The sequence below is a fragment of the Sorangium sp. So ce1335 genome (assembly GCF_051521615.1).
Classification (GTDB): Bacteria; Myxococcota_A; Polyangia; order Polyangiales; family Polyangiaceae; genus Sorangium.
The window spans coordinates 11250186-11276175 of record NZ_CP150363.1; the positions used below are offsets into that span (position 1 = coordinate 11250186).

Below are 25990 nucleotides of genomic sequence, written 5' to 3' on the forward strand. Positions count from 1 at the left end.
CGGATGGGACAGGTGGCCGCCAGGACCACGGCGCCCACGAGCGCGCCGAGCGTCGCGGCCCCTGCGCCGCGGGCGGCCGAGCCTGCTCCGGTGCACGGCCGGACCGACCCGAGCTTCTCGGGCGGCAGCCCCATCGTCCCCTCGACCCGGTCGCGCATGGAGAGCGCATTTGGCCGCTCGTTCGAGGGCGTGCGCGTCCACACCGACGGCCGCGCCGCCTCGTTCGCCCGCGATCACCAGGCCGAGGCGGTCACCGTCGGCCAGGACATCGCGTTCGGCACGTCGAGGTACAGCCCCGGCACCGAGAGCGGGGACAGGCTCATCGCGCACGAGCTCTCCCACGTCGTTCAACAAGGCAGCTCCGCGCGGGGAGCCCCCCGGGCGAAGAGCGAGGTCTCCACGCCGAACGAGCCCGCCGAGGTGCAGGCGGACGCGGCGGCCGGAAGGGTGATGTCGGGCCAGCCCGCCGGCGTCACCGAGGGGGGTTATGCGTGGTCCACGCGAAACCGGTTGATGCGCAAGGCGCTGTCCGGCGCAGGGACGCCGACGATGAGCGTGCCTGTCCCGGTCCCGGCGACGGCGGCCGAAGCAGCGAGCAATCTGCTGACGAGGAAGCGCAAGAAGCCCGATGCCGTGGACGCCGGCGCCGCGCCGGAAAAAGGGGATGAGGCGGAACGCGGCCCGAAAGCAGGGGACGAGGAGCGGCGAGAGGCGCCGGCCGACGTCAAGGGTGAAGAGCGGCCGCAGGGAGAAGGCAGGGAGGACACCACCGAGGAGGCCGACGCCGACAGAAAGAAGACGGCGGCAGCGAGGGGGGCTGGCGCGGGCCTGCCTGGCGGTGGTCTCGTGGGGCGCCTGGTCGCCCACTCGCTGCGGGCCACCGAGGGCAAGGCCGGAGAGAAGCCCGCGGCCTCGCCTGGCACGAAGGAAGCTGGTCAAAGGGCCGAGGCTCCGCGCAAGGTCGAAGAGGTCAGAGGCGAGCCGCGTGAAGGCAAGGCGGCTTCTGACAGGGCCGCGGGGGACGGCGCCAAGGCCGGCGAGCCGATGGCCAGGGGGCCCGAGCGGGCCGCGGTTGACCAGGCTGCGGGCGCGTCCGCGAAGGAAGGCGAGAAGAAGCGGGGCGAGGCGGGGGCCGAGGGCAAGGAGGAAAAGAAGCCTCTCGGCAAGACCGATGGCAAGGAGGCGAAGGGCAAGGGCAGAGAGGCCCCTGGCGGAGAGGCCAAGGCCGAAGGTGAGGAGGCCGCTCCCGGCGGCGCCAGGGGCCCCAGGGCCGGCCTCGAGGCGCAGGGCAAGGGGCCCGGCGTGGCCAGCGGCGACAAGGGCGCGCAGGAGGTTGGCGGCAAGGGTGGCGAGGCGCAGCCCGGGGCGAAGGCCGCCGTCGAGGCGAAGGCGAAGGCGGCGCGGGGCGGCGACATCGCGGGCCTGAAGCAGCCCAGCGAGAAGGGCCCGGCAGACGCCGGCGCCGGAGGCGGGGAGCGGGAGCCTGCGGCGGCAGGGGGCGGCGGTGGTGGTTCCGCGGCGGCGGGGGGCGGTGGCGGCGGCGAAGGAGGCGCCGAGTCTCCCGAGGCGCAGGCGACCGAAGAGAAGCTGGATGAGAAGCAGCCGGAGGAAGAGAAGGCTGCGGAGGCTCAGCAGGACGGAGAGGAAGAGGCCGCCGAGGGCGGTGGCGGCGAAGGCGAGGCCGAGGCGGAGCCTGCGGCGGGCGGCGGCGAAGGTGCCGGTCCGGAGCCGGCCGTCGGGGGAGGCGGTGACGCGGAAGGAGCGAGCCCGGAGGCCGCGAGCGACGCCGGCGGGGGCGCGCCATCGGCGGCCGAGAAGCAGGTCGAGGCGAAGAACGCCTCGGCCATGGCCGAGGCGGAGAGGAACGCCGAAGAAGAACGGCAGGCCGAGGCGGAAGAGGAGCGGGCGCAGGAGCAGGCTCCCGAGGCCGCGGGGGCCGAGGAGGGGCAGCTTGCGCCTGCCGAGCGCGACGCGGCGACGGCCTCCGTCAGCGAGGACGCCGGCGGCGGGGCTGGCGGCGATGCCGGGGGGGGTGGCGGTGGCGGCGGGGCCATCGCGGATAAACCCGCGCCGGAGGCGCCGGACGTCTCCGGCAGCGAGCCGAAGGCCGCGCTCGGGTCGCTCAAGGGGCAGGCGCCGATCGCGATCAAGGGCGCGCTCGGCGGCGTGTCGCAATCGGTCTCGACGACCGTTGGCGACCGGAAGCAGGAGCTCGCGGCGAACCCGCCGACGCGGGCCGCGTCCACCGGAATGCCCGGGAAGACGGGGCGGACGCAGCTCGCGGCGGGCGGTGGCGGGAAGGGCGAAAAGAAGGTCGAGAAGGTGCCTGAGGGCGCGGCGGTGGAGACACCCGCGCCCGGGCCGGTGCCGGAGGCGCCTCCCGCGGCGGTCAATGCGGTCTCCGCGCCGGCGACGAGCGGCGGCGGCGAAGGGGAGATGTCGCAGAGCGACGCGGCGAAGATGGACGCCGCGATCGAGAACATGCCCACGTCGGATCCGGGCGTGGACACGAGCGCGGGCCCGCCGCCCACGGTCGCGCTCGAGGGCAACGCGGATCCCGCGCAGGTGACGGCGCAGCGCGCGAAGCTGGACAAGGGCGTCGCGGCGGCGCACGAGCGGGGCAAGGCCGACGCAGCGGAGCCGATGGGCGAGGACGAGATCGCCCCGCAGGCGGCGGACGGGATGCTCGCGGCCAAGGTGCCGGGGGGGGCCGGCGGCGCCGGCGGCGGCGCGTCGGGCGGCGGCGCGAGCCCCGACGAGGAGACGGCGTCGATCATCGCGCAGGAGAAGAGCCAGGGCGAGATCGACGCCGCGGTGGACAAGGGTCAGGGCGACATGGCCCAGGAGGAGGAGAAGGAAAAGGCCTCCTCCGAGGCCGAGGAGCAGCGCACCCAGGAAGAGGCGGCGAAGGCCGAGGCCGAGGCCGAGGCCGAGCAGAGGGGCGAGAAGGCCGCCGCGAAGGACGCGGCGGCGAAGAAGCGCGGCGAGTGGACCGAGGCGCAGCAGGCGGCGGTCGACAAGGCGCACGGCGACGCCGACGAGAAGCAGACGCAGGCCGACGAGAAGGTCCAGACGGAGAAGACGCAGGCCGACGAGGGCGCGGGCCGCGAGATCCGCGCGGGCGAGGAGAAGGCCCGCACGGAGAAGCGCGAGGGCGAGGCCAAGGCGGAGCGCGAGAAGGCGAAGGCGAAGGAGGAGTCGAGCGGCTTCTTCGGCTGGCTCGCGTCGAAGGCGAAGGCGTTCTTCGACAAGATCAAGGCGGCGGTCAAGAGCATCGTCAAGGCGCTGCGCGAGGCGGTGAAGGCCGCCATCGAGGCGGCGAAGAAGGCCGCGGTCGCGCTGATCGAGAAGGCGCGTCAGGCCATCGTCGCGGCGATCCGGTTTGCGGGCGACGCGCTCATCGCGATCAGCGACGTGGCGCTGGCGGCGTTCCCCGAGGCGAAGGCGAAGTTCCAGCGGGCGATCCGCGAGAAGGTGCAGGCGGCCGAGGACGCGGTCAACAACATCGCCGACAGCCTGAAGAAGGGCGTCACGGCGCTGCTCGACGCGCTCGGGGACTTCCTGGACAAGGCGCTTGGTCTCCTGGAGAAGGCGCTGCTCGCGATCGTGGACGCGGTCGGGGCGGCGGTGAACGCGGCGATCAAGGCGGCGGAGGCGGTCGCCAAGGCGCTCGGCACGTTCATCGTGCTCATCAAGGACATCGCGGCCGGACCGGGGCGGTGGATCGCGAACCTGGGCGCCGCGGTGGTGGACGGGATCAAGAACCACCTCGTGAAGGCCATGAAGTCGGCCATCAGCGAGTGGTTCCAGAGCAAGGTCGAGGAGGTGCTCGGGCTGCCGATCGACCTGATGAAGGCGCTGTTCAAGGGCGGCTTCAACCTCGCGGCGATCGGGAAGATGGCGTGGGAGGCGCTGAAGAGCGCGATTCCGGCGATCCTGGTGCAGCTGCTCATCGAGAAGCTGGTGGCCATGGTGGTGCCGGCGGCCGGCGCGGTGATGGCGATCATCGAGGGCCTGCAGGCGGCCTGGGGCGCGGTGAGCCGGATCATCGCGGCGATCGACAAGTTCGTCACGTTCCTGAAGGCGGTGAAGGGCGGTGGCGCGGGCCCCGCGTTCGCGACGGCCGTCGCGGCGGCGGCGGTGGCGGTCATCGATTTCGTGGCGAACTGGCTGCTCAAGCGGCTCATCAAGCCGGCGAAGAAGGTGGCGGGGAAGCTGGCGGGGATCGCGAAGAAGATCCTGGCGAAGATCACGAAGGGGCTCAAGAAGGTCGGCAAAAAGATCAAGAAGGGCTTCAAGAAGCTAGGGAAGGGGCTGAAGAAGCTCTTCAAGGGGAAGAAGAAGGGCAAAGGCAAGGACAAGAAGAAGGACAAGAAGCGGGAGCGGATCGAGAAGGCGCAGCGCGAGCTACCGCCGAAGGTCGCCGCGCTCTTGTCGCGGAAGCCCAGCAAGCTCCGGCTGAAGGCGCAGCTTCTCGTCTGGAGGGTGACATACCGGCTTCGGAGCATCCGCCTCGGTTCGGGCGACTCTTTCGACATCGACGCGCAGATCAACCCGAACATCAAGCTGGGAAAGGGCTGGACCATCCCGCAGGAGCAGCTCCTTCAGGCGATCGATAAAGTCGCGGAGCGGCTCTTTGACGAGGCCAGTGCAGAGGGGGATGCGCGAGGGACGGGCACCTTCAAAGATCCGATCAAACTTACGGAGAAAGAGACGCTGGCCGCTCCCGCCCTTGCGGTCGACAAGAACCCCGACGCTTTTTTCCGCTCGGCGACCGTAACTGTAGACGGCAAGCAGCGCGGCGTGGGCTTCGCGCAGGAAAAGGGGAACTTCATATCTGAAGCGACGCCGCATTGGAAGAAGGCTAGCGACTACGACGAATTGAAGGGGTCCTTGAAGGGCAAGCCCGTGGGTGATGCCCTCACGCAGATGGTTCGTGACAAGAGCCTCCCCGAGGCGCTGGCGGGAGCTCGCGGTCCGCTGGGCGAGCTCCACGGCCTCTGGATGGGGAAGGAGCCGCAAAGGCAGCGCCGAGATCTCGTGTATTCGTTGATGCTGACGCAGATGATGTCGAGCGAGACGGGGGGGAAGACGTCGTTCGCACAGGCGCTCAAGATGCACCCGGCCGTCCCGAAAGGAGCGCAGCAGGGCGCCCGCGGCGTGAATGCGCTTATGAAAGGCGAGAAGTGGCAAGAGAAGCAGGGTAAAATGCTGCCGGCGACGCCCGAGCAGAACAGGAATACACGGTTAAAGCGCGAAAAGAAGACCATCATTGGCTGGTTCAAGATGATGCGCAACCAGCTGCCGGTTCGAAAGGACAAACCCACGCAGGCCGAGGTAGAGGAACTCGTGTACACGAAGCTCAAGGAGTTTTTCGCGAGGCGGCCCGGCGGCGTGTGATACGGTGTGTGTATGAATCCGAAGGCGGCTGAAAAATACGTGCTCCTGAAGCCAAGCGCGACGCACGAGGAGCTGGCCGACGCCGCGCGACTGCACGGCTGGGTGCTTCATCGGGCGGGGGACCGCGAAGCGCCTATGAGGGGGCGCGAAGAGGTATGGGCGACCTCGGACTCGCTGACGGCGATCCACTACGTCGAGGATGGATTGACGGACGAGCGCTACCTGTGGGTCAGGGGCGCAAACCTCGATCAGGTCGTCACGCAGCTCCGCCGTGCCCTCCTCGCCTACGACGAAGGTGAGCTGATCGATCTCGCGGATGAGGAGGAGGAGCACAACGAGCGCGTGAAGGCCATCATCCGGGTAGGTCTCGTCTTCAGCCGTTACAACGGCGAGGTGCTGGCGCTGTACCGCCGGTACCTGTCCGACAAGGATCCCTTGTTGAGGCAGGCCACCCTCTTCGCCATCGGGTGCCGCGCATTGCCGGAGGCGCGGGGCTTGGTCGAGCACGTCGCCGACAACGACGAGGACGCCGAGACGAGGGCTGTGGCCCGCCGAATGCTGGCTGTCTACCCACCGACTTCGAGTTCTTGACGCCGGAGCGGTCGCGGTCGACCGCGACGGCACGTCTTCTCCACGCGCCCCGAGCTACAGGACACCTTCACGCGCCTTTCCTTGGTCCCACCGCAGCGCCAGCGGGTGTCGCCGCGCCGGCGAGCACGGCGGCACCCGCTGGCGCGTCCGCCGCCGTGGACCCCGTTTCAGCCGCCGGCCGACCGCGGCATGGTGAGCGGCAACCCGCGTCTCCTCCTGCGGCCCGTCCCTCGGTGACTGCTCCGCTAGGCTCCGGTGCGCCCGGAAGCCAGCCGGCGCGCACGCTCCTGTGCCTCGCGGAGCCTCTAGCTCTTGCCGCTGATCGCGATCGCATCGGCGTGGTGGACGATACGATCGATGAGTGCCGTTGCGCACGTGGCGCTCTGGAGCACGGCGGGACAGTCGCTGAAAACGAGGCTTGTCGTGAGGGAACCGGGCGCTCTGTCCCCCACACGTTGAGGCCGATCCCGGAACTCGCCTACGTGACGTCGACCTGACGCACCGCACGGGGCGCCGGAGTGAGGCAACCTACCGTGCTGCTCAGAGCACCGAAAGCCCGACACCCTGTGGGTCGTCGGGCTTTCGAGTATCTGTCTCGTGCGGCTTCTTGAATGATTCCAGCCGTCGTCCCGGCTGTCCCAGCCAGCCCCTCGGGCTGGCCGGACTCGTCGATCATCTCGGGTGGGCCATGAAGGACTTGAACCTTCAGCCAATGGATTAAGAGTCCACTGCTCTACCAATTGAGCTAATGGCCCGAATGAATTGTCAAAACACCTGAAACTGGAACAGAAACCCCGAGTCTCGCCGGGTCGCTTGCGTTACCCGTTGAGCCCGGCACGCCCGGCCTGATTCGAACAGGCGACATTCGGATTCGAAGTCCGACGCTCTATCCAGCTGAGCTACGGGCGCTCCTGCGAGCCCCTCGGCGGGGCACGCGGAACGCTTCTAACCGCACCGGGGCCGTTGTGTCAAGGCGTTAAAGATGCACGGCGCGCAATTCTTGGGCCGGCGCCCCCGTTGAGCTCGGACGGATGCCGGCCTGAGCCCGCCCCGACGGCGCCGCGCGCCCCTCACCCCGGCGCCGCGCGCCCCCTCACCGCGGCGCCCTTCAGCGCGGCGCCGCGCGCCGCCCACCGGCCGCGGCCAGCGGCATCCCTCCGCCGCTCCGGGACCGCGCCTTGCTGCTCTCCGCCGCCCCAGGGCCATGCCTGGCCGCCCGCCGGTCGGGGCCAGCTCAGGCCGGAGCCGGCTGCAAAAGAAGTTCTCTGCGCGCGGCGCCGCAAGGTAGGGTCCGCCCCCGTCATGCCGCTGCTTCGCCCGCTCTCTCGCCGCCTCCTCGCTTCCCGAGGCCCGGTCGCCGCGCTCCTGCTCGCGCTCTCGGTCGCGGCGCCGGCCCTGGGCGCCCCGCCAGCCGCCGAGCCGGTCCCGGCCGAGCAGCAGCCGGCCAAGGCCAGGCGCCCGCACGGCAAGCCCCGCGCCGCGCGCACCTCCGCCGGCGCCGAGAGCGACGCGCGCGCCGCGCGGCGCGACGCCGCCAGGGCGAAGACCCCGGCGCGAGCCGGCAAGACGCGGGCGGCGAAGCGGGACGAGGCCTTCCGCGCGCAGCGAGGCGGCACCGGCGCCGAGGCCGACGAGCGCAAGCCCCTGGCGAAGGGCGCCCCCAACCGCGGGCGGCTGACCGGCGCCGTGCGGCTCCGATCGTCGCGGCACCTCAAGGTGCGCCGGGGCGCCAGGGCGTGGGGGCTGCCCGTGCTCGTGAAGGCCCTGCGGCGCGCCGCCTTCCAGGTCGCCAAGAAGCACGGCGACTCCGCGCTGCTCGTCGGGGATCTCTCGGCCAGGACGGGCGGCGCGCTCGACGGGCACAACTCCCACCAGACCGGGCGCGACGCCGACGTCGGCTTCTACGTCGTGAACTCGAAGGGCAAGACGCTGCGCACCGAGCGGTTCGTGGCCTTCGACGACAAGGGCGACGCCATCGGCCTCCCCGGGGCGCGGTTCGACGACAAGCGCAACTGGGCGCTCGTCGAGGCGCTGCTCCAGGACCGGCAAGCCGGGGTGAAGTACCTGTTCGTGACCGACGCGCTGAGGGCGCGGCTGCTCGCCTACGCCGCGAAGAAGCGCGTACCGGCGGAGCTCCGGGCCCGGGCCGCTGCCGCCATGATGAGCCCCCGGGACGCCGACCTGCACAACGACCACTTCCACATCCGCATCGCGTGCCCCGCGTCGATGCGGGGCGCCTGCGTCGAGGAGTCGGTGCCCCGGCCCGGGTGCGCGAGCCCCGCGGCGCCCACCGCGGCAGCCGCCCCCCGCTGAGGGCCGCCCGCCGCGGCATCCGCCCCCCGCTGACCCGCCCTCAGACCGCCGGCGCGGCCCCGGGCGGCGCCGCGCCGTCCCCGAGCTCCACCACGACCGGCGCGTGGTCCGAGGGCCGCTGGAGCTCCCGCGGGCGCGTGTCGATCGCGACGTCCGTGCAGCGCGCCGCGAGCGGCCGCGTCACGAGCGCGAGGTCGATGCGGAGGCCCTTGTTGCGCCGGAACGCGCCCATCCGGTAGTCCCACCAGCTATAGGCGACCTTGCCCGGGTGGCAGGCGCGGAACGCGTCCACGAGCCCCCACTCCATCAGGCGGCCCAGCGCGGCCCGCTCGTCCGGGTGGAAGAGCACCTGCCCCTCCCACTTCTTCGGCTCCGCGACGTCGATCGGCTCGGGCGCCACGTTGAAGTCGCCGCAGATCAGGAGCTGCTGCTCGGGGCTGTAGCGCGCCTCGAGCTCGCTCCGCAGCCGCCCGAGCCACGCCAGCTTGTAGGCGAAGGCCGGCGTGCCCACCGCCTGCCCGTTCGGCACGTAGACGTTGATGATCCGGACCCCCTCGACCGTGGCCGCCAGCATCCGCCGAGCGACGTCCTCCTCGTCACCGTCGAGGCCCTTCTTCACGTCGTCGATCGAGAGCCCGAAGCGCGCGGCGATCGCCACGCCGTTGTAGGTCTTCTGGCCGAAGACGATCGACCGATAGCCCACCTCGGAGAGCGCGGCCTCGGGGAAGCTGCCGTCCTCGACCTTTGTCTCCTGCAGGCAAACGACGTCGGGCGCGGCGCGGACCAGCCAGCTCGTGAGCTGCTCGAGCCGCGTGCGGATGGAGTTCACGTTCCAGGACGCGATGCGCATAGGTCCGCTCACCGATAGTGGAGCGAGCGCAGGGCGGAAAGCCTGGATCGCGGCCGAGCGCCCGCTGCACGGAGCACCGCCTCCAGGGCCGACCGGTAAAGACGCTGCCTACAGGGCCGACCGGATCGCCTCGAAGAGGCCCTCCGGATCGTCGACGTGCAGCCAGTGCCCGGCCGCCTTCAGCACGTGCACCGAGACCCACGGCGCGCGCGCCGGCAGCGCCTCGAAGCGGGCGCGCGAGGCCGGCGAGATCGACGCGGACCTGCCGCCGAGGACCACGTGGATGCGCCGCGCCTCGGCGCCGGCGGCGGCCGGGGCCGGCCGGTCCTCCAGGACGTGCCAGAGATCGCGCGCGAAGTAGTCGGTGAGCAGGTCATTCAGGACGTCCAGATCGAGCCGGATGCGGAAGCCGTCGCCCTCGCGGCGGACGTTCATCGCCAGCCACTCCGCGATGCCGCGGCTGAACCCGGCGGCCTGCACCGCCTCGAGGAACGCCTCGCGCGACGCGATCGGCTGCGGGATCGCGCGGAGCAGCTCGAGCACGCCGGGGCTCTCCGAGCCGCTCTCGCCGGCGGGCCTTGCGCTCGGATCCGAGTCGAGGACGAAGCCGCGCTCGATCCCCTCGGGCCGGCGCTCCAGGTAGGCGAGCGCCACCTTGCCGCCGAACGAGTGGCCCATCACGCCTCGGACGTCGAGGCCGAGGCGATCGCCGAGCCGGAGCAGGTCGTCGGCGGCGGCGGCGATCGTGTGCGGCGCGGGCGGGTCCTGCGACATGCCGTGGGCCCGCAGGTCGACAAGGATGAAGCCCCACGGCCGCGCGGCGGGCCCGGGCGCGCCGCCGGCGGTCTGCGCCTCGGCGAGGCGCCGGACGAAGGTGCGCCAGTTGGCGCCCGAGCCGAAGATGCCGTGCAGCACGAGCATCCAGCGGGCGGGCGGCGCCGAGGGCGCCGAGACGAGGGCGTGGTGGGGCACGAAGCCGTCGTGTGCGTTCATGGCTCTCCGGGCCGCGCGAGCGCGCGACCTGCGCCTAGCGCTAGCATGGACGCATGGCCAAGAAGCCCCCGATCGCGCCGGCGCGCGGCCGCACCGCGGAGGACAAGGTCACCCGGCCGGCGACGCCCGAGCGCTTCCACGGCGCGACGCTCGCCGGGGCCGACTTCGACGACGCCGATCTGCGCGGCGCCCGCTTCCACAACGCGACGCTCGCCGAGGCCGGCTTCGATGACGTCGACCTGCGCGGCGCCCGCCTCCACAACGCGACCCTCGCCGGGGCCGACCTCGACGACATCGACCTTCGCGGCGCCCGCCTCCACAACGTCGCGCTCACCGACGCCGAGATCGACGACGCCGACCTGCGCAACGCCCGCCTCCACAACGCGACCCTCGCCGGCGCCTCGCTCGACGACATCGCGCTCGCCGGCGCCCGCTTCGACAACGCCGACGCCACGTCGACCCGATGGTCCGACGTGAGCCTGCGCGGCGCCCGCTTCGAGCAGTCGGATCTCCGCGACGTCGCGATCGTCGGCTGCACGATCGATGGGCTCACCATCGACGGCGTGCGCATCGACCGCCTGCTCGAGGAGGCGAAGGGACGAGCGGCGGCGAGCCCGTCGCCCGCGAGGGCGAAGAAGGGAGCGATGCCGGGGAAGACGAGTCAGCTGAAGAGACCGACGAAACCGACGAAAAAGCAGACGAGGCGCCCTGCTCCCGGCAAGTGAGGGGGAGGCGCCTCGTGCGCGACCGTGGCGGGACTACGCCTCGATCAGCCCGGTGCGGACCGCGATGCGGGTCAGCTCGACAGCGCTCTTGCAGCCGAGCTTCGCGTAGATGCGCACGCGGTGGGTCTCCACCGTCTTCGGGCTGATCGTGAGCCGCGCGGCCGTCTCGCGCGTCGACACGCCGGCCGCGAGCAGCCGCAGGACCTGGCGCTCGCGCGGCGTCAGCGCGTCGAGGCCGCCGGAGCCCTCGCTCGCCGGCTTGCGCATCGCGCGCACGACGGCGCCCGCGATGCTCGAGGACAGCGGCGCGCCGCCGGTCGCGATCCGGCGGATGCCCTCGATGACCTCCTCGAGCTTCGACGTCTTCACGAGGTACCCCTGCGCGCCCGCGCGGAGCGCCTCGGCGACGCGGAACTCGTCGTCGTAGCCGCTCAGCACGAGGAGCTTCGCCTGCGGTAGCTGCGCTCTCAGGGCCCCGAGCAGCTCGATGCCGTCCCGGTCGGGGATGTTGAGGTCGACGAGCACGACGTCGGGCTTGCAGCTCGCCGTCTCGCGCAAGGCGTCGGCCGCTGTACCAGCCTGGCCCACGACGACCATGTCGGGCTCGTCCGAGAGCGCTCGAGCGAAGCCTTCGCGAACGACCGGGTGATCGTCGATGAGGTAGATGTGCAGCTTGCTAGCAGGGGTTTCCGCCATGATGACCACAGGGGGATTTGGATGTCCTTCGGACCACAATTCGATACCCATGAGCAGGCCAAGTCAAGCTGCTCAGGTCGTCCTGGGAGGAACCTTACAGGGGTATCAGGTGCTCAACGATCTGCAAGCAGCGGCGCGGCGGCAAGCCCAATTGATAAGGAAAACTCCGTCCTGAGCGAGTTTCGGGGCTGAGCGGAGAATCCCGGCGTGGGTGGCATCACGACCGGGCCGGCGCGACCTCGCCGCATCTCGCACCATGCGGTCGCGGCGGCCGTCTGGTATCCTCTGCGCGCCTCATGCGCCGCGAAGGCCCCCGATCGCGAGGAGTGGGATGAGCTCGCCGGGCTTTTCCCCCAGCCTGACCGGCGCCTCGCGGCTCGGGGGCGCGGAGATCTTCGTCGTCGATGACGATCCGGCGCTCGTCGACTCGCTGATCGACCTGCTCTCCGACGAGGGATACCGCGTCCAGGGCTTCACGCGGCCGCGGGAGGCGCTCGACCGCCTCGCCCGCGGCGCGCGGCCCCGGGCGGTGCTCCTCGACTACGTGATGCCCGAGATGACCGGCGAGGAGTTCCTTACCGCGCTCGCCGCCGCGGGCGTCCACGTGCCCGTCCTGCTGCTCTCCGGCGTGAGCGAGCCCAGCATCCGCGGCCCCGTGGCCGGCGTGATCGCGAAGCCCTTCGACGTCGACCGGCTCCTCACGGTGCTCGACCGGCTGATCGGCCCCGTGCGCTGAACCACGCGCTGAATCACGCGTTGATCACGCGTTGATCACGCGCTGATCACGCGCTGCTCGCGCCGTGCACCGCGAGCGCGCCGCCGCCCTCGCTGATCCCGGCCTGCACAGGCCCGGCGGCACGGTCCTCGCGTAGGCCGCCCCGGGGGGAAGCCGAGATGTCGTCGCTCCAAGACGGCGCGCCTATCCCGGACAGCGCGCCTATCCCGATGCGAGGCGGGCCGAGCGGCCACGCCGCCGCGAGCGCGCCGGCGGCGGCGACGAGGCTGCCCGCCGAGCTGCACCACCGCTTCCGCTTCATCGCGATCGACGGGGGCCTGCTCGCGGAGGCGGGCGACCGCGCCGCGGCGCTGCTCGACGAGCTCCTCGCGCTGGGGGCGCGCGTCGCCGTGCTGGCCGCCCCCGAGGCCGTGCGCGACCTCGCGCGGCGGCTCGCGCGCGCCGTGCGCGCCGACGGCCGCAGGCGGCTCTTCCTCGGCGCGCTCGGCGCCGCCGAGCTCCACGGCTTCGACCGCCGCGGCGATGCGGTCGCGCTCGTCGGCCGCGCGGCGCACGGCCCGGACGACGGCGGCTCCGCGATCGCCGCGCTGGTCGCCCGCGTGGTCGCGCCGCTCCGCATCGAGCCGCGCGACAGGCTCGCGATCTCGCGGGAGCCGGGCGCCGGCGCGCAGGCGGCGCAGGTGGCCGACGGGCGCGGGCTCCGCGACGCGCCGGGGCTCGCGGGCGCCGTCCACGCGACCGCCGGCGCGCAGCGGCTCTGCGACATCCTCGCGCTCCAGCGCGATCTCGACCGGGAGCTCGGCGCCCACGCGGCGCCGCGCGACGCCGCGTGGGTCATCGACGAGCCGGGGTTCGACGTCGCGCGCGAGCACGAGATCGAGTCGCTGCTCGCGATCGCCAACGGCTACCTCGGCTCGCGCGCGTCGCTCGCGGAGGGCTCGAGCGTGTCGCGGCCGGCGACGTTCATCGCGGGCGCGTTCGAGCCCTCGGCCGACGTGAGCCGCGTCCCGGAGCTCGTGATCGCCCCCGACTGGGGCCGGCTGAGCGTCGTCATCGAGGGCGAGCCGTTCTCCGTCGAGACGAGCCGCGTGCTCCACCACCGCCGCGAGCTCGACATGCGGCGCGGCGTGCTGCTGCGCGACTGCCTGCGGTGCGGCGAGGGAGGCCACGTCGCGCGCCTGCACACGCTCCACGCCGCGTCGCTCGCCGACCGCCACGTCCTGATGGAGGCGGTCAGCGTCGCCCCGCTGAACTTCACCGGGACGATCCGCGTCGACGCGATCCTGAGCGGCGACGTGAAGAGCGCGAGCGGCGCGGCGCACTGGGAGCGCTTCGCGGCGGACGCGACCGCGCGCAGCCTGATCCTCGTCGGGCGCACGCACGGCGGGCTCGTCACCGCGATGACGTCGCACCTCCGGGTGCTGCCGGAGCAGGCCGCCGAGGGAGCCGCCTCACCCGAGGCGGCGGGCGGCGCGCGGTGCGCGCGCACCGCGGACGCGCGCTCGATCGCCGAGCGCTGCGAGCTGAGCGTCCGCGTCGCCGAGCGGCGCCGCCTCTTCCGGACGACGACGCTCCACACGTCGCGCGACACCCCCGCGCCGCGCCAGGCGGGAGAGGCGCTCCAGGCGGAGCTCTCGCGCCGCCCCGTGGACGACCTGCTCGGCGAGCACGCGCGCGCGTGGGCGGAGCGCTGGCGCCGCGCCGACGTCGAGATCGACGGCGCCCCGAAGATCGAGCGGGCGCTCCGGTTCGCCCTGTACCACCTCATCGGCTCGGCGAACCCGGACGACGCGCGCTGCTCCGTCGGCGCGCGCGGGCTCGCCGGCGAGGCGTACCGCGGCCACGTCTTCTGGGACACCGACATCTTCCTCGTCCCCTTCTACACCCACTGCTACCCCGAGGCCGCGCGCGCGCTCCTCCTCTACCGGCACCACACGCTCCCGGGCGCGCGCCGCAAGGCGCGGGCGCTCGGCTACGAGGGCGCGCTCTACGCGTGGGAGTCGGCGGACACCGGCGACGAGACGACGCCGCCGCTCGTGATCACCCCGTTCGGCGAGGTGGCCCGGGTGCTCTCCGGCGAGCAGGAGCACCACATCAGCGCCGACGTCGCCTACGCCGCCCACGCGTACGCCCGCGCGACCGGCGACCTCGACTTCGCGCGCGGCGAGGGCGCCGAGATCCTGATCGAGACGGCGCGCTTCTGGGCGAGCCGCGCCGAGCTCGGGCCGGACGGCCGCGCCCACATCCGGCGGGTCATCGGGCCAGACGAGTACCACGAGGGCGTCGACGACAGCGCCTTCACGAACTGGATGGCGCGGCACAACCTCCGCATCGCCGCGGCGATGGTCCGGCGCGGCGACGTGCGGGACGACGTGCTCTCGCGGCTCGACCTCCGCCCCGAGGAGGTCGAGCGCTGGCGCGACGTCGCGGACCGCGTGGTCCTCGGGATCGACCCGGAGACGGGCCTCATCGAGCAGTTCGCGGGCTACTTCCGCCTCGCGCCGTTCTCGATCGCGGACTACGCCGTGCGCACCGCGCCCATCGACATGCTGCTGGGCCGCGAGCGGACGCAGGCCTGCCAGGTCGTGAAGCAGGCGGACGTCGTGCAGGTCCTCGCGCTCCTCTGGAGCGCGGTGCCCGCGCGCGCCCGGCGCGACAACTTCCTCTACTACGAGCCGCGCACCGCGCACGGGAGCTCGCTGAGCCCCGGCGCCCACGCGCTCGTCGCCGCCCGGCTCGACCTGCACGCGCTCGCCGAGCGCTACTTCGACCAGACCGCCGACATCGACCTCGGCAACACGATGGGCAACGCCGCCGGCGGCGTGCACATCGCCGCGATGGGCAGCCTCTGGCAGGCGGTCGCGTTCGGCGTGGCCGGCGTCACGCGCGTGCCGCGGGGCGATCGTCCGGACGGGGCGCCGCACCCGGCCGACGACGAGGCGATCGGGATCGAGCCGCACCTCCTGCCGGGCTGGCGGCACGTCAAGATCCCGATCTTCTGGCGGGGCCGCGCGCTCGAGATCCACGTCGAGGACGACGCGGTGGAGGTCGCGCTCGAGGGCAGCGCGCCCCTGCCGATCTGCGCGCTCGACGCGGGCGCGCCTGCCAGCGCCGTGCTGGCCGAGCCGGGCCGCCGCTACGTGGCGCGGCGGGCCGGCGGCCGGTTTCACCCATGGGAGGAGGTCACGACATGGTGAGCGCCGTGCGCAACGGGTCCCCCGGAGGACGCGGAGCGCTGTCCGTCTCCGGCATCGAGCCGCCCTACCCGGCGCGCGAGGACGACGAGCCCTCGCCGACGAGCGGCGTGCGGAACAGGAACGTGCTCGTCGCCCTCCACGGAGACCGCGTCCACCTCGGCGCCGTCGAGCTCGGGCGGCTCATCGCCGGCGCGCTGCGGGCGCCGCTGCACGGGCTCTTCGTGTGCGCCGAGCCGCTCGATCCGAGCGACGTGCCGGCCCACCTCGGGGTCGACCCGGAGGCGCTGCACGGCGTGGTGCTGCACGTCGAGGCGAGCGGCGACCTCCCCGGCGCGCTCGCCTCGGCCACGGAGCGCGGCGACGCCGCCTTCGTCGTCGTGGCCTCCGAGCCGGAGGAGCTCACGGATGACCGCCTCGGCGTCGGCCGGCTCGCCGCGCGCGCCCTCGAGGCCTCGGCGTGCGGCGTCGTCGTCATCGGCCCGGCGCACCGGCCGTCGAGCCGGCTCCGGCGCATCCTGCTGCCGCTCGACGGCGCCCCCAGCACGGCCGCCGCCGTCACCCCCGCCGGGGAGCTCGCCCGCAGGCTCGGCGCCGAGCTCGACATCGTGATGGTCGGCGGCGCCTCGCCGCGGGGCGAGGACGCGGGGGACGCGCCGCCCGTCTCGACGCCGGCGCCCTCCGAGCCGGGCGCGATGGTGGCGCCCCTCTACGTCGACCAGCCCCAGCACGAGTGGCCCGCGTTCACCGAGGAGTTCCTGGCCCGGTTCCTCGGCGCGATCGGCCACTGCCCCCACGACGTCACGACGCGGTTCTTCCTCGGCAAGGGCGCGCCGGCGGCGGAGATCCTGCGGCTCGCCGGCGAGCTGGCGAGCGATCTCGTGGTCCTCGTCTGGCACGGCCAGCTCGTGGACCAGCACGGCGCCGTCTTCCGGGACGTGCTCCGCGACGCGCCCTGCCCGGTGATGGTCCTGCGGCGGTAGACAGCGCTCGCCGGCGCGGGTCGGCGCGATCGTGCGAGAAACCATGCGACGATCCGCGCCGCCGCGCCGCGCCGGACGGGCTCCGCGCCAACGGGCGGCGAAAGGCGCTATGGTGCGCCGACATGGTCGCCCGGAAGCTGCCCGCCAGCGAGTGCCGCAAGATCGTCGACCCCGAGAGCTTCCGATTCTCGACGACGGACGAGGTCGCGCCGCTGTCCGCGGGCATCGGCTCGCAGGAGCGCGCCCTCGCCGCGCTCGCCTTCGGCCTCGATATCCGCCAGCCTCGCTTCCACGTCGTCGTCGTCGGCGCGCCCGGCACCGGCCGCACGTTCTGCGCCCGCGCCGTCGCGAAGCGCATCGCCGCGAGCCGCCCCACGCCCGACGACATCCTCCTCTTGCCGAACCCCCACCGCCCGAGCGAGCCCACGGTCCTGTCGCTCCCCCCGGGCGAGGGCCGCCCCTTCGTCGAGGCGATGGAGGAGCTCCACGAGAAGCTCGTCGACGCCCTGCGCGGCGCCACCGAGGGCGAGCGCTTCAAGCAGGCGCGCGGCAAGATCCAGCGCCGCGTCAACGCCGAGGAGCGGCGGCTCGAGGAGCAGCTCAAGGCCGCCGCGCGCGAGCTCGGCCTCGACCTCGTCCGCGGCGAGGACGAGGTGCAGATCACCTCGCTCGAGGACGCGTCGAACGCGCCGGACGGCGAGGCCCTGCTCGCCGTCGCCGGATCGATCGAGGAGTTCGAGATGCGGCTCGCCACGGTGCAGGACGAGGCCGACGCCGAGCTGCGCAGCGTGGTGAAGCAGCTCCTCAGCGACGGCGTGAAGGGGTGCTTCCAGCCCGTCCTCGCGCGCTTCGAGGGCCGCGACGACATCAGCGCCTTCCTCGCGGACGTCGAGACGGTCGTCTCGAAGGAGTTCCGCCTGCTCGTCGACGAGGCGCGCGGCGAGGAGGGCGGCGCCACGCTCCCGCGGGGCGTCGTCGTCCCGACGCTGCTCACCGAGCACACGCCCGACTCCGGCGCCCCCGTCGTCGAGGTCCCCTACCCCACGCTGAGCGCCCTCTTCGGCCGCACGCACGCGCCGCCCGACTCCGGCTTCCCGCCCGAGCCCGGCTTCGCGGTCGCTGGCGCGCTCCACGAGGCGGCCGGCGGCTTCCTCATCCTGCCCGCGGGCGCGCTCCTCAAGAACGAGGCGCTCTACGAGCAGCTCAAGGCGTGCCTGCTCGCGGGCAAGTTCATCGTGCCCGAGCACAACCCGTCGTACTTCCGCGGCACCGCCGAGGAGCTGCTCTTCCCGCCGATCCCGATCGACGTGAAGGTCGTCCTCGTCACGAACCCGCAGCTCTACCAGGACCTGCACGACGCCGACCCCGAGTTCTCGCAGCTCTTCAAGGTGCAGGCGCGCTTCGAGACGACCATCTCGCTCGAGCAGGCGTTCCTCACCTACCCCGCGTTCCTCGCCGGCTTCGCGCACGACCGGGGCCTGCCGCCGATCACGGCCGACGGCGTGACGGCGCTCCTCTTCCACGGCGGCCGGCTCGCCGAGAGCCAGACCAAGGTGAGCGCCCAGCTCGGGCTCATCGCCGAGGTCGCGACCGAGGCCGGCTACCGCGCGCAGCGCCGCGGCCGCAAGGTCGTCGACGGCCCCGAGGTCAACGAGGCGCTCGAGTCGGCGCGCCGCCGCGGCAGCCACTTCCGCGACCACGTCCACGAGATGCTCTCCGACGGCACGATCCGCATCGACGTCACCGGCCGCCGCGTCGGGCAGGTCAACGCGATCTCGGTGCTGTCCGACGGACCGCAGACGTTCGGCCGCCCCTGCCGCGTGACGGCGGTCGTCTACCCGGGCCGCGAGGGCCCGGTGAACATCGCGCGCGAGGTCGAGATGTCCGGCCCGCTCCACAGCAAGGGCGTCCTCGTCCTCACGGGCTTCCTCGCCGCCCGGTTCGCCCAGCACCGCCCGCTCTCGTTCGGCGCCTCGCTCGTCTTCGAGCAGACCTACGAGCCCATCGAGGGCGACAGCGCCTCCTCCAGCGAGCTCTACGCGCTCCTGTCCGCGCTCTCCGGCGTCCCCATCCGCCAGGAGCTCGCCGCCACCGGCAGCATCGATCAGCAGGGCAGCATGCAGCCCGTGGGCGGCATCAACGAGAAGATCGAGGCCTTCTTCGACCTGTGCGCCGCCAAGGGCCTGACGGGCGAGCAAGGCGTGCTGATCCCGAGCGCCAACCGCGACGCGCTCATGCTGCGCGGCGACATCGTCACGGCGATCGAGGCCGGCCGCTTCCACGTGTACGAGGTGAGCTCGATCGAGGAGGGCATCGAGATCATCACCGGCGTCCCCGCGGGCGTCGCCGACGCGGACGGCAGGTATCCGGAGGGGACCGTATTCCACGCGGCGGACCAGCGGCTCGAGCGCTTCCACCAGGCGATCGCCGACACGATGAGAGGGGGGACGGGCGCGGATCCCCGGAGCATGCTCCGGGGTCGCTGAGGAGGGTCGATCCCCGGAGCGCGCTCCGGGGTCGCCGAGGAGGATCATGGCCGCGAAGCGCACAGCCAAGCCGCGGGCGCCGAAGGAGCCGAAGGAGCCGAAGCCCGCCCCCCGGGCGCGGCGGAAGAAGGCCGCGCCGGCCGAGGCCACGCGCGGCCTCGACGCCGGCGAGCTCGCCGCCGGCGCGCCCCCGCGGGAGGTCGCCGCGCTCGGCGACGCGATCCGGAGCGACGGCGGCAGCGTGCTCGCGATCTACCGCGAGCCCGTCGGCGGCGCGTGGGCGATCCTCGCCGGCCTGCCGCTCGACCGGGTGGAGCCGACGCCGTTCCAGCGCGACCTCTCGGAGGCGCACGTCGCGCGCCTCGGCGACGTCATCGACAAGCTCGACTGCTTCCTCGACCCCATCATCGCCGTGCGGACCCCGCTCTCGTCCGGCCCGGGCCGCCCCGCACCCGCCGCGCCCGGCGAGGGCCGGTACTGGACGCCGAACGGCAACCACCGGCGCGCCGCGCTCACGCGCCTCGGCGCGAAGAGCGCCGTCGCGCTCGTGCTGCCGGACGAGCGGATCGCCTACCGCATCCTCGCCCTCAACACCGAGAAGGCGCACAACGTCCGCGAGAAGGCGCTCGAGGTGACGCGCATGGCGCGCTCCCTCGCCGAGCTCGATCCCCGCCCCGAGCAGGAGTTCCGCCTCGAGTTCGAGGAGCCGAGCCTGCTCACGCTCGGCCTCTGCTACGAGCGCCGCCCGCGCTTCTCGGGCGGCGCTTACCAGTCCGTCCTCCGGCACATCGACCGCTTCCTCGACGAGCCGCTCCCGGAGGCGCTCGAGACCCGGCGGGCGCGCGCCGACCTCCTGCTCGCGCTCGACGACGCCGTCGCGCAGGCCGTCGACGGCCTCCGGGCCCGCGGCTTCGAGAGCCCCTACCTGAAGGCGTTCGTCGTGGCCCGCATCAACCCGCTCCGCTTCCAGCGCTCCCCGGACGCGCCGTTCGAGCCGACGCTCAACAAGATGCTGGCGTCGGCGCAGCGCTTCGATCCGGCCTCCGTCCGCCCCGACCAGGTCGCGCGCGCCGCCGGCCCGCCCGAGGAGCCCGCGGGATGATCCCGCGCTCGCCCCGCCTCCCCGCGCCCCCGCGGCCGGCCGGGGCCCCGCGCGCCGCGCCGCCGGCCGCGCTCCCCGCCGCGGATCCCGCCGCCGCGCCGCCGACCCACCTCGGCGACCCCCGCGTCGTCTACGCCTACGCCGCGCACGTCGTCGGCCGGTCGCTCGCGTGGGAGGGGAACTACAAGGCGGCGGCCGCCTCGCTGCGCGACATCCCGCACGACTGGATACTTCCGCAGGTACGGTTGCTCCTCCTGAGCCACCTCGCCCAGTGGCAGCTCTGCGCGGGCGACATCGACGCGGCAACGCGGCTCCTCGACGAGCTGGACGAGGATCGCGCGCCGGCGTCGGTGCGCCCGCTCGTGCGGGCGGCGCGCGCCGCGGTGCTCGCGCGCGCGGGCGACCCCGAGGGGGCGCTCTCCCTGGTCGGCCGCCGCGACGGCGAGCGCGGCGAGCCGGCCGAGGTGCGCCAGCGCAACCGCATCACGCGGGCGCACGCGCTGGCCGCCCGGGGCGAGCTCGCCGCCGCGCGCGCGGAGCTCCGCCGCGTCGTCGACGACGTCGGCGTCGACGAGCTCTGCCGCTGGATCCCCGCCGGCGGGCCGGCGCGAGCCATGATGATCGAGCTCATCGACGAGGGGTGATCGACTCGCGATCTTCCGCGCTCTCCCGACTGCCGCTCTCTTCCGGCCACCGCTCGATTCACGCCCCGAAGCGCTCCTGGCAGGCAGTGAGCTCCGCCCGCTTTCGCACTCGCGTCCTCGGTCCCAGGCGGGCGCACCGCCCGCGAGCGACGCTCCGCCCTCCCAGCGCTCGAATCGGCCGATCGCTGCACGAACGACGGACGACCTGCATTCTGTCAATCATCATTTGCCTGGTTTGGCCTCTGGGATCTCCCCTATTCCCGTTCCGGACGGCCCGGACTGACGGAGCGCACCAGGTGCGCACCTGCCGGGATTCCGATCCGCGGTGGGGGGCGCAACGTTGCGGGCGGCCGGCGTCTGTTAGAAAGAGGATGCTGTACGCAAAGTGCAACGGGCCAGGTAGGCTTTTCTCGTCGGCCGGGGGAGAACGCATGCCAACCTGCACGGGTGGCCAATGAGGGCGGGGGCGCCACGGAGGGTTATCGGCGAGTGCTGTACCGATTTGGCCAGGCCCATGCGCCCGCTCAGGGCGGCAGTCCTCGCTCACCGGAGCCCGCGTGGGAGGCTCCCGTGAACCGTCCATCAGACACGCCGCCTCCGCGCATCCTCGTCGTGGACGACAGCCCCACGTACCTGCACCAGGTCGCCGCGGCGATGCGCGACGAGGGCTACGTCCCGGTGCTCGCCCATTCCGGGGAAGAGGCGCTCGCGCGGCTCACGTCGGCGCGCGTCGACGGCATCGTGCTCGACATGGTGATGCCGGGCCTCTCCGGCCCGGCCACGTGTCTCCGCATCAAGGCGAACGCCGCGTGGCGCCCGATCCCGCTCCTCATGCTCACCGGCCGCGACGATCACAAGGCGATCCTCGACGCCCTCTCGGCCGGCGCGGACGACTTCGTCATCAAGTCGGGCGAGCTCACGGTGCTCAAGGCGCGCGTGCGCGCCCAGCTCCGCCGCAAGCACTACGAGGACGAGAACCGCAGGATGCGCGAGCTCCTGCTGCGCCGGGAGATGGAGGCGGCCGAGGCCCGCGCCGACCGGCGCCTCCGGCAGAGCGAGGAGCGGTTCCGCCTGCTCGTCGACGGCGTCCAGGACTACGCCATCTTCATGCTCGACCCCGCGGGCCGCATCGCGAGCTGGAACCCGGGCGCCGAGCGCATCAACGGCCACCGCGCCGACGAGATCATCGGCCGTCACTGCTCCGTCCTCTACCCGCCGGAAGACATCGAGATAGGAAGGCCCGGCGCGGAGCTCGACGCGACGGTGGAGAGCGGCCGCTCCGTCCATGAGGGTTACCGCGTCCGCAAGGACGGCACGCGCTACTGGGCGAACGAGGTCATCAGCGTCCTCTTCGACGAGGCGGGGCGCCTGCGCGGCTTCGCGAAGGTCACCCGGGACGCGACGGAGCGCCGCCGGGTCCAGGAGGCGCAGCGCATCCTCGTCTCGGCCGGGCAGATCCTCGGCGAGTCGCTCGACTTCGAGGAGACGCTGCGGCGCGTGGTCCGCGTCGCGCTCCCTGATTTCGCGTCGATCTGCGTGCTGCTCCTCCAGGACGAGTCCGGCGCGATCGAGCGGCAGGTGACCGCCCACGCGGACCCTTCCATGGCGGCGGCGACCGCGCTCCTCGGCAAGATCACGGCCGACTCCGCGGCGCGCGGCATCGGCAAGGTCCTGCGCACGGCGCAGCCCGAGCTCATCCCGAGGGTGACCGACTCGTTCGTCCGCGCGATCTCCCTCGACCAGGCGCACTACGAGGCGCTCCGCTCGCTCTCGCTGGCCTCGCACCTCACCGTCCCGCTGACCGCGCGCGGCCGGACGCTGGGCACGCTCTCGTTCGCCTCCACGCACCGCCGCTACGACGCCGTCGACCTCGACCTCGCGCAGGATCTCGCGCGGCGCGCGGCGCTGGCCGTCGACAACGCCCGCCTGTACCAGGAGGCGCAGCTCGCGGTCCGCGCGCGCGACGATTTCCTGACGATCGCATCGCACGAGCTCCGCACGCCGCTCACGCCCATGCAGCTCCAGGTCGACGGCCTCCTGCGCGCCGGCAAGCGCGGCGATCTCACCGCCGAGCGCGCGACGCCGCGGCTGGAGATGATCAAGCGCCAGGTCGAGCGGCTCGCCCGGCTCATCACGAACCTGCTCGACATCTCGCGCATCTCCGCGGGCCGCCTCCAGCTCGAGCTCGAGGACGTCGATCTCGCGGCCACGGTGAACGACGTGCTGGAGCGCTTCCGCGAGGAGCTCTCGGCCGCGGGCTGCCCCGTGAACGTGTCGACCCCCGCGTCGCTCCACGGCCGGTGGGATCGCCTCCGGCTCGACCAGATCGTCACGAACCTCCTCTCGAACGCCATCAAGTACGGCGCCGGCAGGCCCATCGACGTCGAGCTCGTCGAGCACGGGGATCGCGCGCGCCTCACCGTGCGCGATCGCGGCATCGGCATCGCGCCGGACCAGCAGGCCCGCATCTTCGAGCGCTTCGAGCGCGCCGTCTCCAGCGAGAACTACAGCGGCTTCGGCATGGGCCTGTGGATCGTGCGGCAGATCGCCGACGCCCTCGGGGCGACGATCCAGGTCGAGAGCCGCCCGGGCGAGGGGGCGACCTTCAAGGTCGACCTGCCGAAGCAGCCTGGCTGACGCCGGGCGGCGCGGCTAGAGCGCCCGCCGCACCCGGCGGCGCTGCTCGATCATGTGCTGCGTGATCTGCTGCCTGCCCTCGGCGCGCTCCACGAGCGTCCACACGTTGTCGCCGCGCTCCCGGCCCGCGCAGTCGAGCAGCGCGTCGGCCGCCTGCTCGGCGGGGATGAGCCCGTCGTGCCGCCCCGGCAGCTCCACCACGGCGACGCGCGTGCAGAGCCCGCCCATCGTCGCGAGCATCCGGCGCACGACCTCGCGGAAGACCGCCTCGTCGAACGCGTCGCGCCGGCCGGCGCCGAACAGCACGAGCTTGTCGAACGCCATGCGCGGCTTGCACGGGATCATGACGACCTCGCCGAGCTCGCACGTGATCAGGCCCTGCCGCCTGAGGTCCGAGATCCGGCCGCCGAGGCGCCAGTCGCAGAGGCCGGCCACGCCGTGGGCGGGCAGCGCGTCGCTGAAGGGCGCGCACGCGAGCACCTCCGAGTCGAGCTCGTCGAGGCTCTGCAGGTCGGGGGAGACGAACCTCAGCTCCACGGCATCAGACGCTTATCGCGCCCTTGCGGAAGTCGCTCTTCGCGATCTTCACGTTGACGCACGCCGGCCTCCCGCACCGGAATGCCTCGTCCAGCGCGGGCCCGAGCTCCTCCAGCCGCTCCACGTAGGCCCCGAAGCCCCCGAGCGCCTCCACGACGCGGTCGTACCGGGTGAAGTCGAGCGCCGTCGCGGGCGCGCGGCCCTCGCCGTAGAGCTCCACCTGCCCCCGCCGGATCTGCGTCCACGCCGCGTCGTTGCCGATCACGCTCACGACGGGGATGCCCTGACGCGCCATCGCCTCGAACTCGAGCGCGTGGAACCCGAACGACCCGTCGCCGTACACGAGGACGACGTTCGCCTCGGGCCGCGCGAGCTTCGCCGCCATCGCGTAGCCCGGCCCGACCCCGAGCGTCCCGAGCGGGCCCGGGTCCATCCAGAGCTGCGGCCACTCGAGCTTCAGCACGTTCGCCGCCGTGGCCACGAAGTCCCCGCCGTCGCCGATCACGATGTCGTCCTTGCCGAGCCGCTTGCCGATCTCGGCGCAGACGCGCAGCGGGTTCGGCGGGTCGCTGTCGCTCGCGATCTCGGCCAGCATCTTCGCGCGCGACCGCTCCTCGGCCTCGCGCACGGCCGCGAGCCACGCGTCGGCCGCCTTCTCGGGCACCTCCGCGAGCAGCTGCTCCAGCGCGACGCCGCTGTCCGCGTGGATCCCGAGGTCGACGCGGCGGTTCCTGCCGAGCTCGGCGCCGTCGAGGTCGATCTGCACGACCTTCGCGGCCGGGCTTATCGCGCGGCCGTACTCGAGGCGGAAGTCGAACGGCGTCCCGAGCACGACGCAGAGGTCGGCCTGCGACAGCGCGAAGCGGCGCGAGCGGCTCATCAGCCCGGGGTGCGCGTGGGGCAGCGCGCCGCGGGCCATGCCGTTCAGGTAGAAGGGCGCCCTCACCGCGTCGGCGAAGCGACGCAGCGCGTCGCGCCGCGGCGACCAGCGGAGCTGGCTGCCGACGAGGAACATCGGCCGCTCCGCCTCCCGGAGCATCGCCGCCGCGCGCGCGATGTCGGCCGGATCTCCCCCGGGCCTGGGCGGGGGCATGGGCGCGGTGGCCGGCGCGTCGTCGCCCGCGAAGCCCATCAGGAGGTCGAGCGGCATCTCGAGGAACACCGGGCCGGGCACGTTCGCCTGGGCGATGCGGAAGGCCGAGTCCACGTACTCCTGGATGCGGTCGGTCGAGGGGACGGCGGCGCTCCATTTCGCGATGGGGCGCATCAGCTCGACGTGGTTCATGTCCTGGAGCGAGCCCATGTCGGCGAGGACCCGCGGCCCGGCGCCGCCGATCACCACCATCGGGATCCCCGCGCGCTGCGCGTTGGCGACGGCGGTCACCACGTCGGTGACGCCCGGCCCCGCGGTGACGGCGCACACCCCGGGCCTGCCGGTCACCCGCGCGTACCCGTCGGCGGCGTGGCCGGCTGTCTGCTCGTGTCGCACGTCGACGACGCGGATGCCGTCGTCGAGGCACCCGTCGTAGATCGCCTGGATGTGCCCGCCGCACAGGGTGAAGAGGTGCGTCACCCCGTGTCTCGCGAGCGCCTTCGAGACGAGCCTGCCGCCGTGCACCTGCGCCATGGGGCCGCCATATACCACGAGCGCCCCAGCGTCCTCCCCCCGAGCGGTTGGCTGCCGCGCGGTCGGCTGCCGCGCGGTCCGCAGCGGAGCGGTCGGCTGCCGCGCGGTCGGCTGCCGCGCGGTCCGCAGCCGCGCGGTCCGCAGCCGCGCGGTCCGCAGCCGAGCCGCCGCGCTCGGGCGGAGGCAAGCCGCCTCACGCATCTGACGCGCCCGGCTCCCAGGCACCGAGGGGACCGGAGGCGGAGCGGCGGCCGAGCAGGCCAACGTACGACAGGCATCCACCTCCGCCGCGCCGCGGCGCAGGGGGCAACTTCGCTGTCGCAGGAGAGAAGACGGCGAGTTCAAGAGAAAGTTTAGTGTCCTTCCTAACCACCGCGTCTCGTGATGTCTTTTCATGTCGAGAGGCGCGGCAGCGGCTTGCCGGGTGAGCCGCCTTCCCGGACCAGAACCACGCTATCGCAGGATCAGGTCGTCTA

General features: G+C 73.1%; 17 protein-coding genes and 2 tRNA genes. 11 read left to right on the plus strand and 8 right to left on the minus strand.

Features of this window, described 5'->3' with window-relative positions; genetic code table 11:
* The first annotated feature begins 3 nt into the window (after positions 1-3).
* Both WMF24_RS42180 and WMF24_RS42185 read left to right on the plus strand, forming a co-directional pair.
* Entirely contained in the window at positions 4-5400 is a 5397-nt protein-coding gene (locus WMF24_RS42180; RefSeq protein WP_437733122.1) for an eCIS core domain-containing protein, read from the plus strand.
* A gap of 12 nt (positions 5401-5412) precedes the next feature.
* On the plus strand, positions 5413-5991 hold the full coding sequence (locus tag WMF24_RS42185; RefSeq protein WP_437733123.1) for a HEAT repeat domain-containing protein: 579 nt from the start codon (positions 5413-5415) through the stop codon (positions 5989-5991).
* Positions 5992-6296: 305 nt separating this feature from the next.
* Here the strand turns inward: WMF24_RS42185 and WMF24_RS42190 are convergent, their stop codons facing one another.
* The 3 genes from WMF24_RS42190 to WMF24_RS42200 form a co-directional block, all read right to left on the minus strand.
* Positions 6297-6554 (minus strand): ATP-binding protein, encoded by a 258-nt coding sequence (locus tag WMF24_RS42190; protein WP_437733124.1) that lies wholly within the window; start codon positions 6552-6554, stop codon positions 6297-6299.
* A 119-nt stretch (positions 6555-6673) separates the two neighbouring features.
* Positions 6674-6746, minus strand: a tRNA-Lys gene (locus WMF24_RS42195).
* A gap of 80 nt (positions 6747-6826) precedes the next feature.
* A tRNA-Arg gene (locus tag WMF24_RS42200) sits at positions 6827-6900 on the minus strand.
* Positions 6901-7293: 393 nt separating this feature from the next.
* Here WMF24_RS42200 and WMF24_RS42205 point away from each other — a divergent pair.
* Complete coding sequence (locus WMF24_RS42205; RefSeq protein WP_437733125.1) at positions 7294-8304, plus strand: penicillin-insensitive murein endopeptidase; 1011 nt, start codon at positions 7294-7296, stop codon at positions 8302-8304.
* A gap of 40 nt (positions 8305-8344) precedes the next feature.
* Here the strand turns inward: WMF24_RS42205 and xth are convergent, their stop codons facing one another.
* Together xth and WMF24_RS42215 are read right to left on the minus strand one after the other, a co-directional pair.
* On the minus strand, positions 8345-9154 hold the full coding sequence (gene xth / locus WMF24_RS42210) for an exodeoxyribonuclease III (protein ID WP_437733126.1): 810 nt from the start codon (positions 9152-9154) through the stop codon (positions 8345-8347).
* A gap of 108 nt (positions 9155-9262) precedes the next feature.
* Positions 9263-10147 carry an alpha/beta fold hydrolase gene (locus tag WMF24_RS42215; RefSeq protein ID WP_437733127.1) on the minus strand — a complete coding sequence of 295 codons (885 nt, stop codon included), beginning with the start codon at positions 10145-10147 and terminating at the stop codon, positions 9263-9265.
* 53 nt (positions 10148-10200) lie between these two features.
* Here WMF24_RS42215 and WMF24_RS42220 point away from each other — a divergent pair, with 53 nt between their 5' ends.
* On the plus strand, positions 10201-10872 hold the full coding sequence (locus tag WMF24_RS42220; protein ID WP_437733128.1) for a pentapeptide repeat-containing protein: 672 nt from the start codon (positions 10201-10203) through the stop codon (positions 10870-10872).
* Between the two features lie 33 nt (positions 10873-10905).
* On the opposite strand, the gene WMF24_RS42225 is transcribed toward WMF24_RS42220, so the two are convergent.
* Complete coding sequence (locus WMF24_RS42225; RefSeq protein ID WP_044970202.1) at positions 10906-11568, minus strand: response regulator; 663 nt, start codon at positions 11566-11568, stop codon at positions 10906-10908.
* Positions 11569-11899: 331 nt separating this feature from the next.
* Between WMF24_RS42225 and WMF24_RS42230 the strand changes: the two genes are divergently transcribed.
* The 7 genes from WMF24_RS42230 to WMF24_RS42260 all read left to right on the plus strand — a co-directional run bounded on the left by WMF24_RS42230 (position 11900) and on the right by WMF24_RS42260 (position 23350).
* A complete protein-coding gene (locus WMF24_RS42230; protein ID WP_437733129.1) occupies positions 11900-12304 on the plus strand; it encodes a response regulator in 405 nt (134 codons plus the stop codon).
* 158 nt (positions 12305-12462) lie between these two features.
* A complete protein-coding gene (locus WMF24_RS42235) occupies positions 12463-15501 on the plus strand; it encodes a glycoside hydrolase family 65 protein (RefSeq protein WP_437733130.1) in 3039 nt (1012 codons plus the stop codon).
* On the plus strand, positions 15495-16481 hold the full coding sequence (locus WMF24_RS42240) for a universal stress protein (protein WP_437733131.1): 987 nt from the start codon (positions 15495-15497) through the stop codon (positions 16479-16481). Before WMF24_RS42235 ends, WMF24_RS42240 begins: the two co-directional genes overlap by 7 nt.
* Before the next feature lie 122 nt (positions 16482-16603).
* Entirely contained in the window at positions 16604-18967 is a 2364-nt protein-coding gene (locus WMF24_RS42245; protein WP_437733132.1) for an AAA family ATPase, read from the plus strand.
* 46 nt (positions 18968-19013) lie between these two features.
* Positions 19014-20069 carry a chromosome partitioning protein ParB gene (locus WMF24_RS42250; protein ID WP_437733133.1) on the plus strand — a complete coding sequence of 352 codons (1056 nt, stop codon included), beginning with the start codon at positions 19014-19016 and terminating at the stop codon, positions 20067-20069.
* Positions 20066-20713: a hypothetical protein gene (locus tag WMF24_RS42255; protein ID WP_437733134.1), complete on the plus strand. Its 648-nt coding sequence runs from the start codon at positions 20066-20068 to the stop codon at positions 20711-20713. The genes WMF24_RS42250 and WMF24_RS42255 overlap by 4 nt, the downstream gene beginning before the upstream one ends.
* A 570-nt stretch (positions 20714-21283) precedes the next feature.
* Positions 21284-23350 carry an ATP-binding protein gene (locus tag WMF24_RS42260; protein ID WP_437733135.1) on the plus strand — a complete coding sequence of 689 codons (2067 nt, stop codon included), beginning with the start codon at positions 21284-21286 and terminating at the stop codon, positions 23348-23350.
* A gap of 15 nt (positions 23351-23365) precedes the next feature.
* On the opposite strand, the gene WMF24_RS42265 is transcribed toward WMF24_RS42260, so the two are convergent.
* On the minus strand, positions 23366-23887 hold the full coding sequence (locus tag WMF24_RS42265) for a M17 family peptidase N-terminal domain-containing protein (RefSeq protein WP_437733136.1): 522 nt from the start codon (positions 23885-23887) through the stop codon (positions 23366-23368).
* A 4-nt stretch (positions 23888-23891) separates the two neighbouring features.
* Positions 23892-25514 (minus strand): thiamine pyrophosphate-binding protein, encoded by a 1623-nt coding sequence (locus tag WMF24_RS42270; protein WP_437733137.1) that lies wholly within the window; start codon positions 25512-25514, stop codon positions 23892-23894.
* Positions 25515-25990 lie beyond the last annotated feature (476 nt).

Bases quoted from the DNA above. Each gene is read 5' to 3' on its own strand.
- WMF24_RS42270 (WP_437733137.1), bottom strand. From the start codon at position 25,514: ATGGCGCAGGTGCACGGCGGCAGGCTCGTCTCGAAGGCGCTCGCGAGA.
- WMF24_RS42230 (WP_437733129.1), top strand. From the start codon at position 11,900: ATGAGCTCGCCGGGCTTTTCCCCCAGCCTGACCGGCGCCTCGCGGCTC.
- WMF24_RS42180 (WP_437733122.1), top strand. From the start codon at position 4: ATGGGACAGGTGGCCGCCAGGACCACGGCGCCCACGAGCGCGCCGAGC.
- WMF24_RS42255 (WP_437733134.1), top strand. From the start codon at position 20,066: ATGATCCCGCGCTCGCCCCGCCTCCCCGCGCCCCCGCGGCCGGCCGGG.
- WMF24_RS42215 (WP_437733127.1), bottom strand. From the start codon at position 10,147: ATGAACGCACACGACGGCTTCGTGCCCCACCACGCCCTCGTCTCGGCG.
- WMF24_RS42240 (WP_437733131.1), top strand. From the start codon at position 15,495: ATGGTGAGCGCCGTGCGCAACGGGTCCCCCGGAGGACGCGGAGCGCTG.
- WMF24_RS42250 (WP_437733133.1), top strand. From the start codon at position 19,014: ATGGCCGCGAAGCGCACAGCCAAGCCGCGGGCGCCGAAGGAGCCGAAG.
- xth (WP_437733126.1), bottom strand. From the start codon at position 9,154: ATGCGCATCGCGTCCTGGAACGTGAACTCCATCCGCACGCGGCTCGAG.
- WMF24_RS42245 (WP_437733132.1), top strand. From the start codon at position 16,604: ATGGTCGCCCGGAAGCTGCCCGCCAGCGAGTGCCGCAAGATCGTCGAC.
- WMF24_RS42235 (WP_437733130.1), top strand. From the start codon at position 12,463: ATGTCGTCGCTCCAAGACGGCGCGCCTATCCCGGACAGCGCGCCTATC.
- WMF24_RS42225 (WP_044970202.1), bottom strand. From the start codon at position 11,568: ATGGCGGAAACCCCTGCTAGCAAGCTGCACATCTACCTCATCGACGAT.
- WMF24_RS42205 (WP_437733125.1), top strand. From the start codon at position 7,294: ATGCCGCTGCTTCGCCCGCTCTCTCGCCGCCTCCTCGCTTCCCGAGGC.
- WMF24_RS42220 (WP_437733128.1), top strand. From the start codon at position 10,201: ATGGCCAAGAAGCCCCCGATCGCGCCGGCGCGCGGCCGCACCGCGGAG.
- WMF24_RS42185 (WP_437733123.1), top strand. From the start codon at position 5,413: ATGAATCCGAAGGCGGCTGAAAAATACGTGCTCCTGAAGCCAAGCGCG.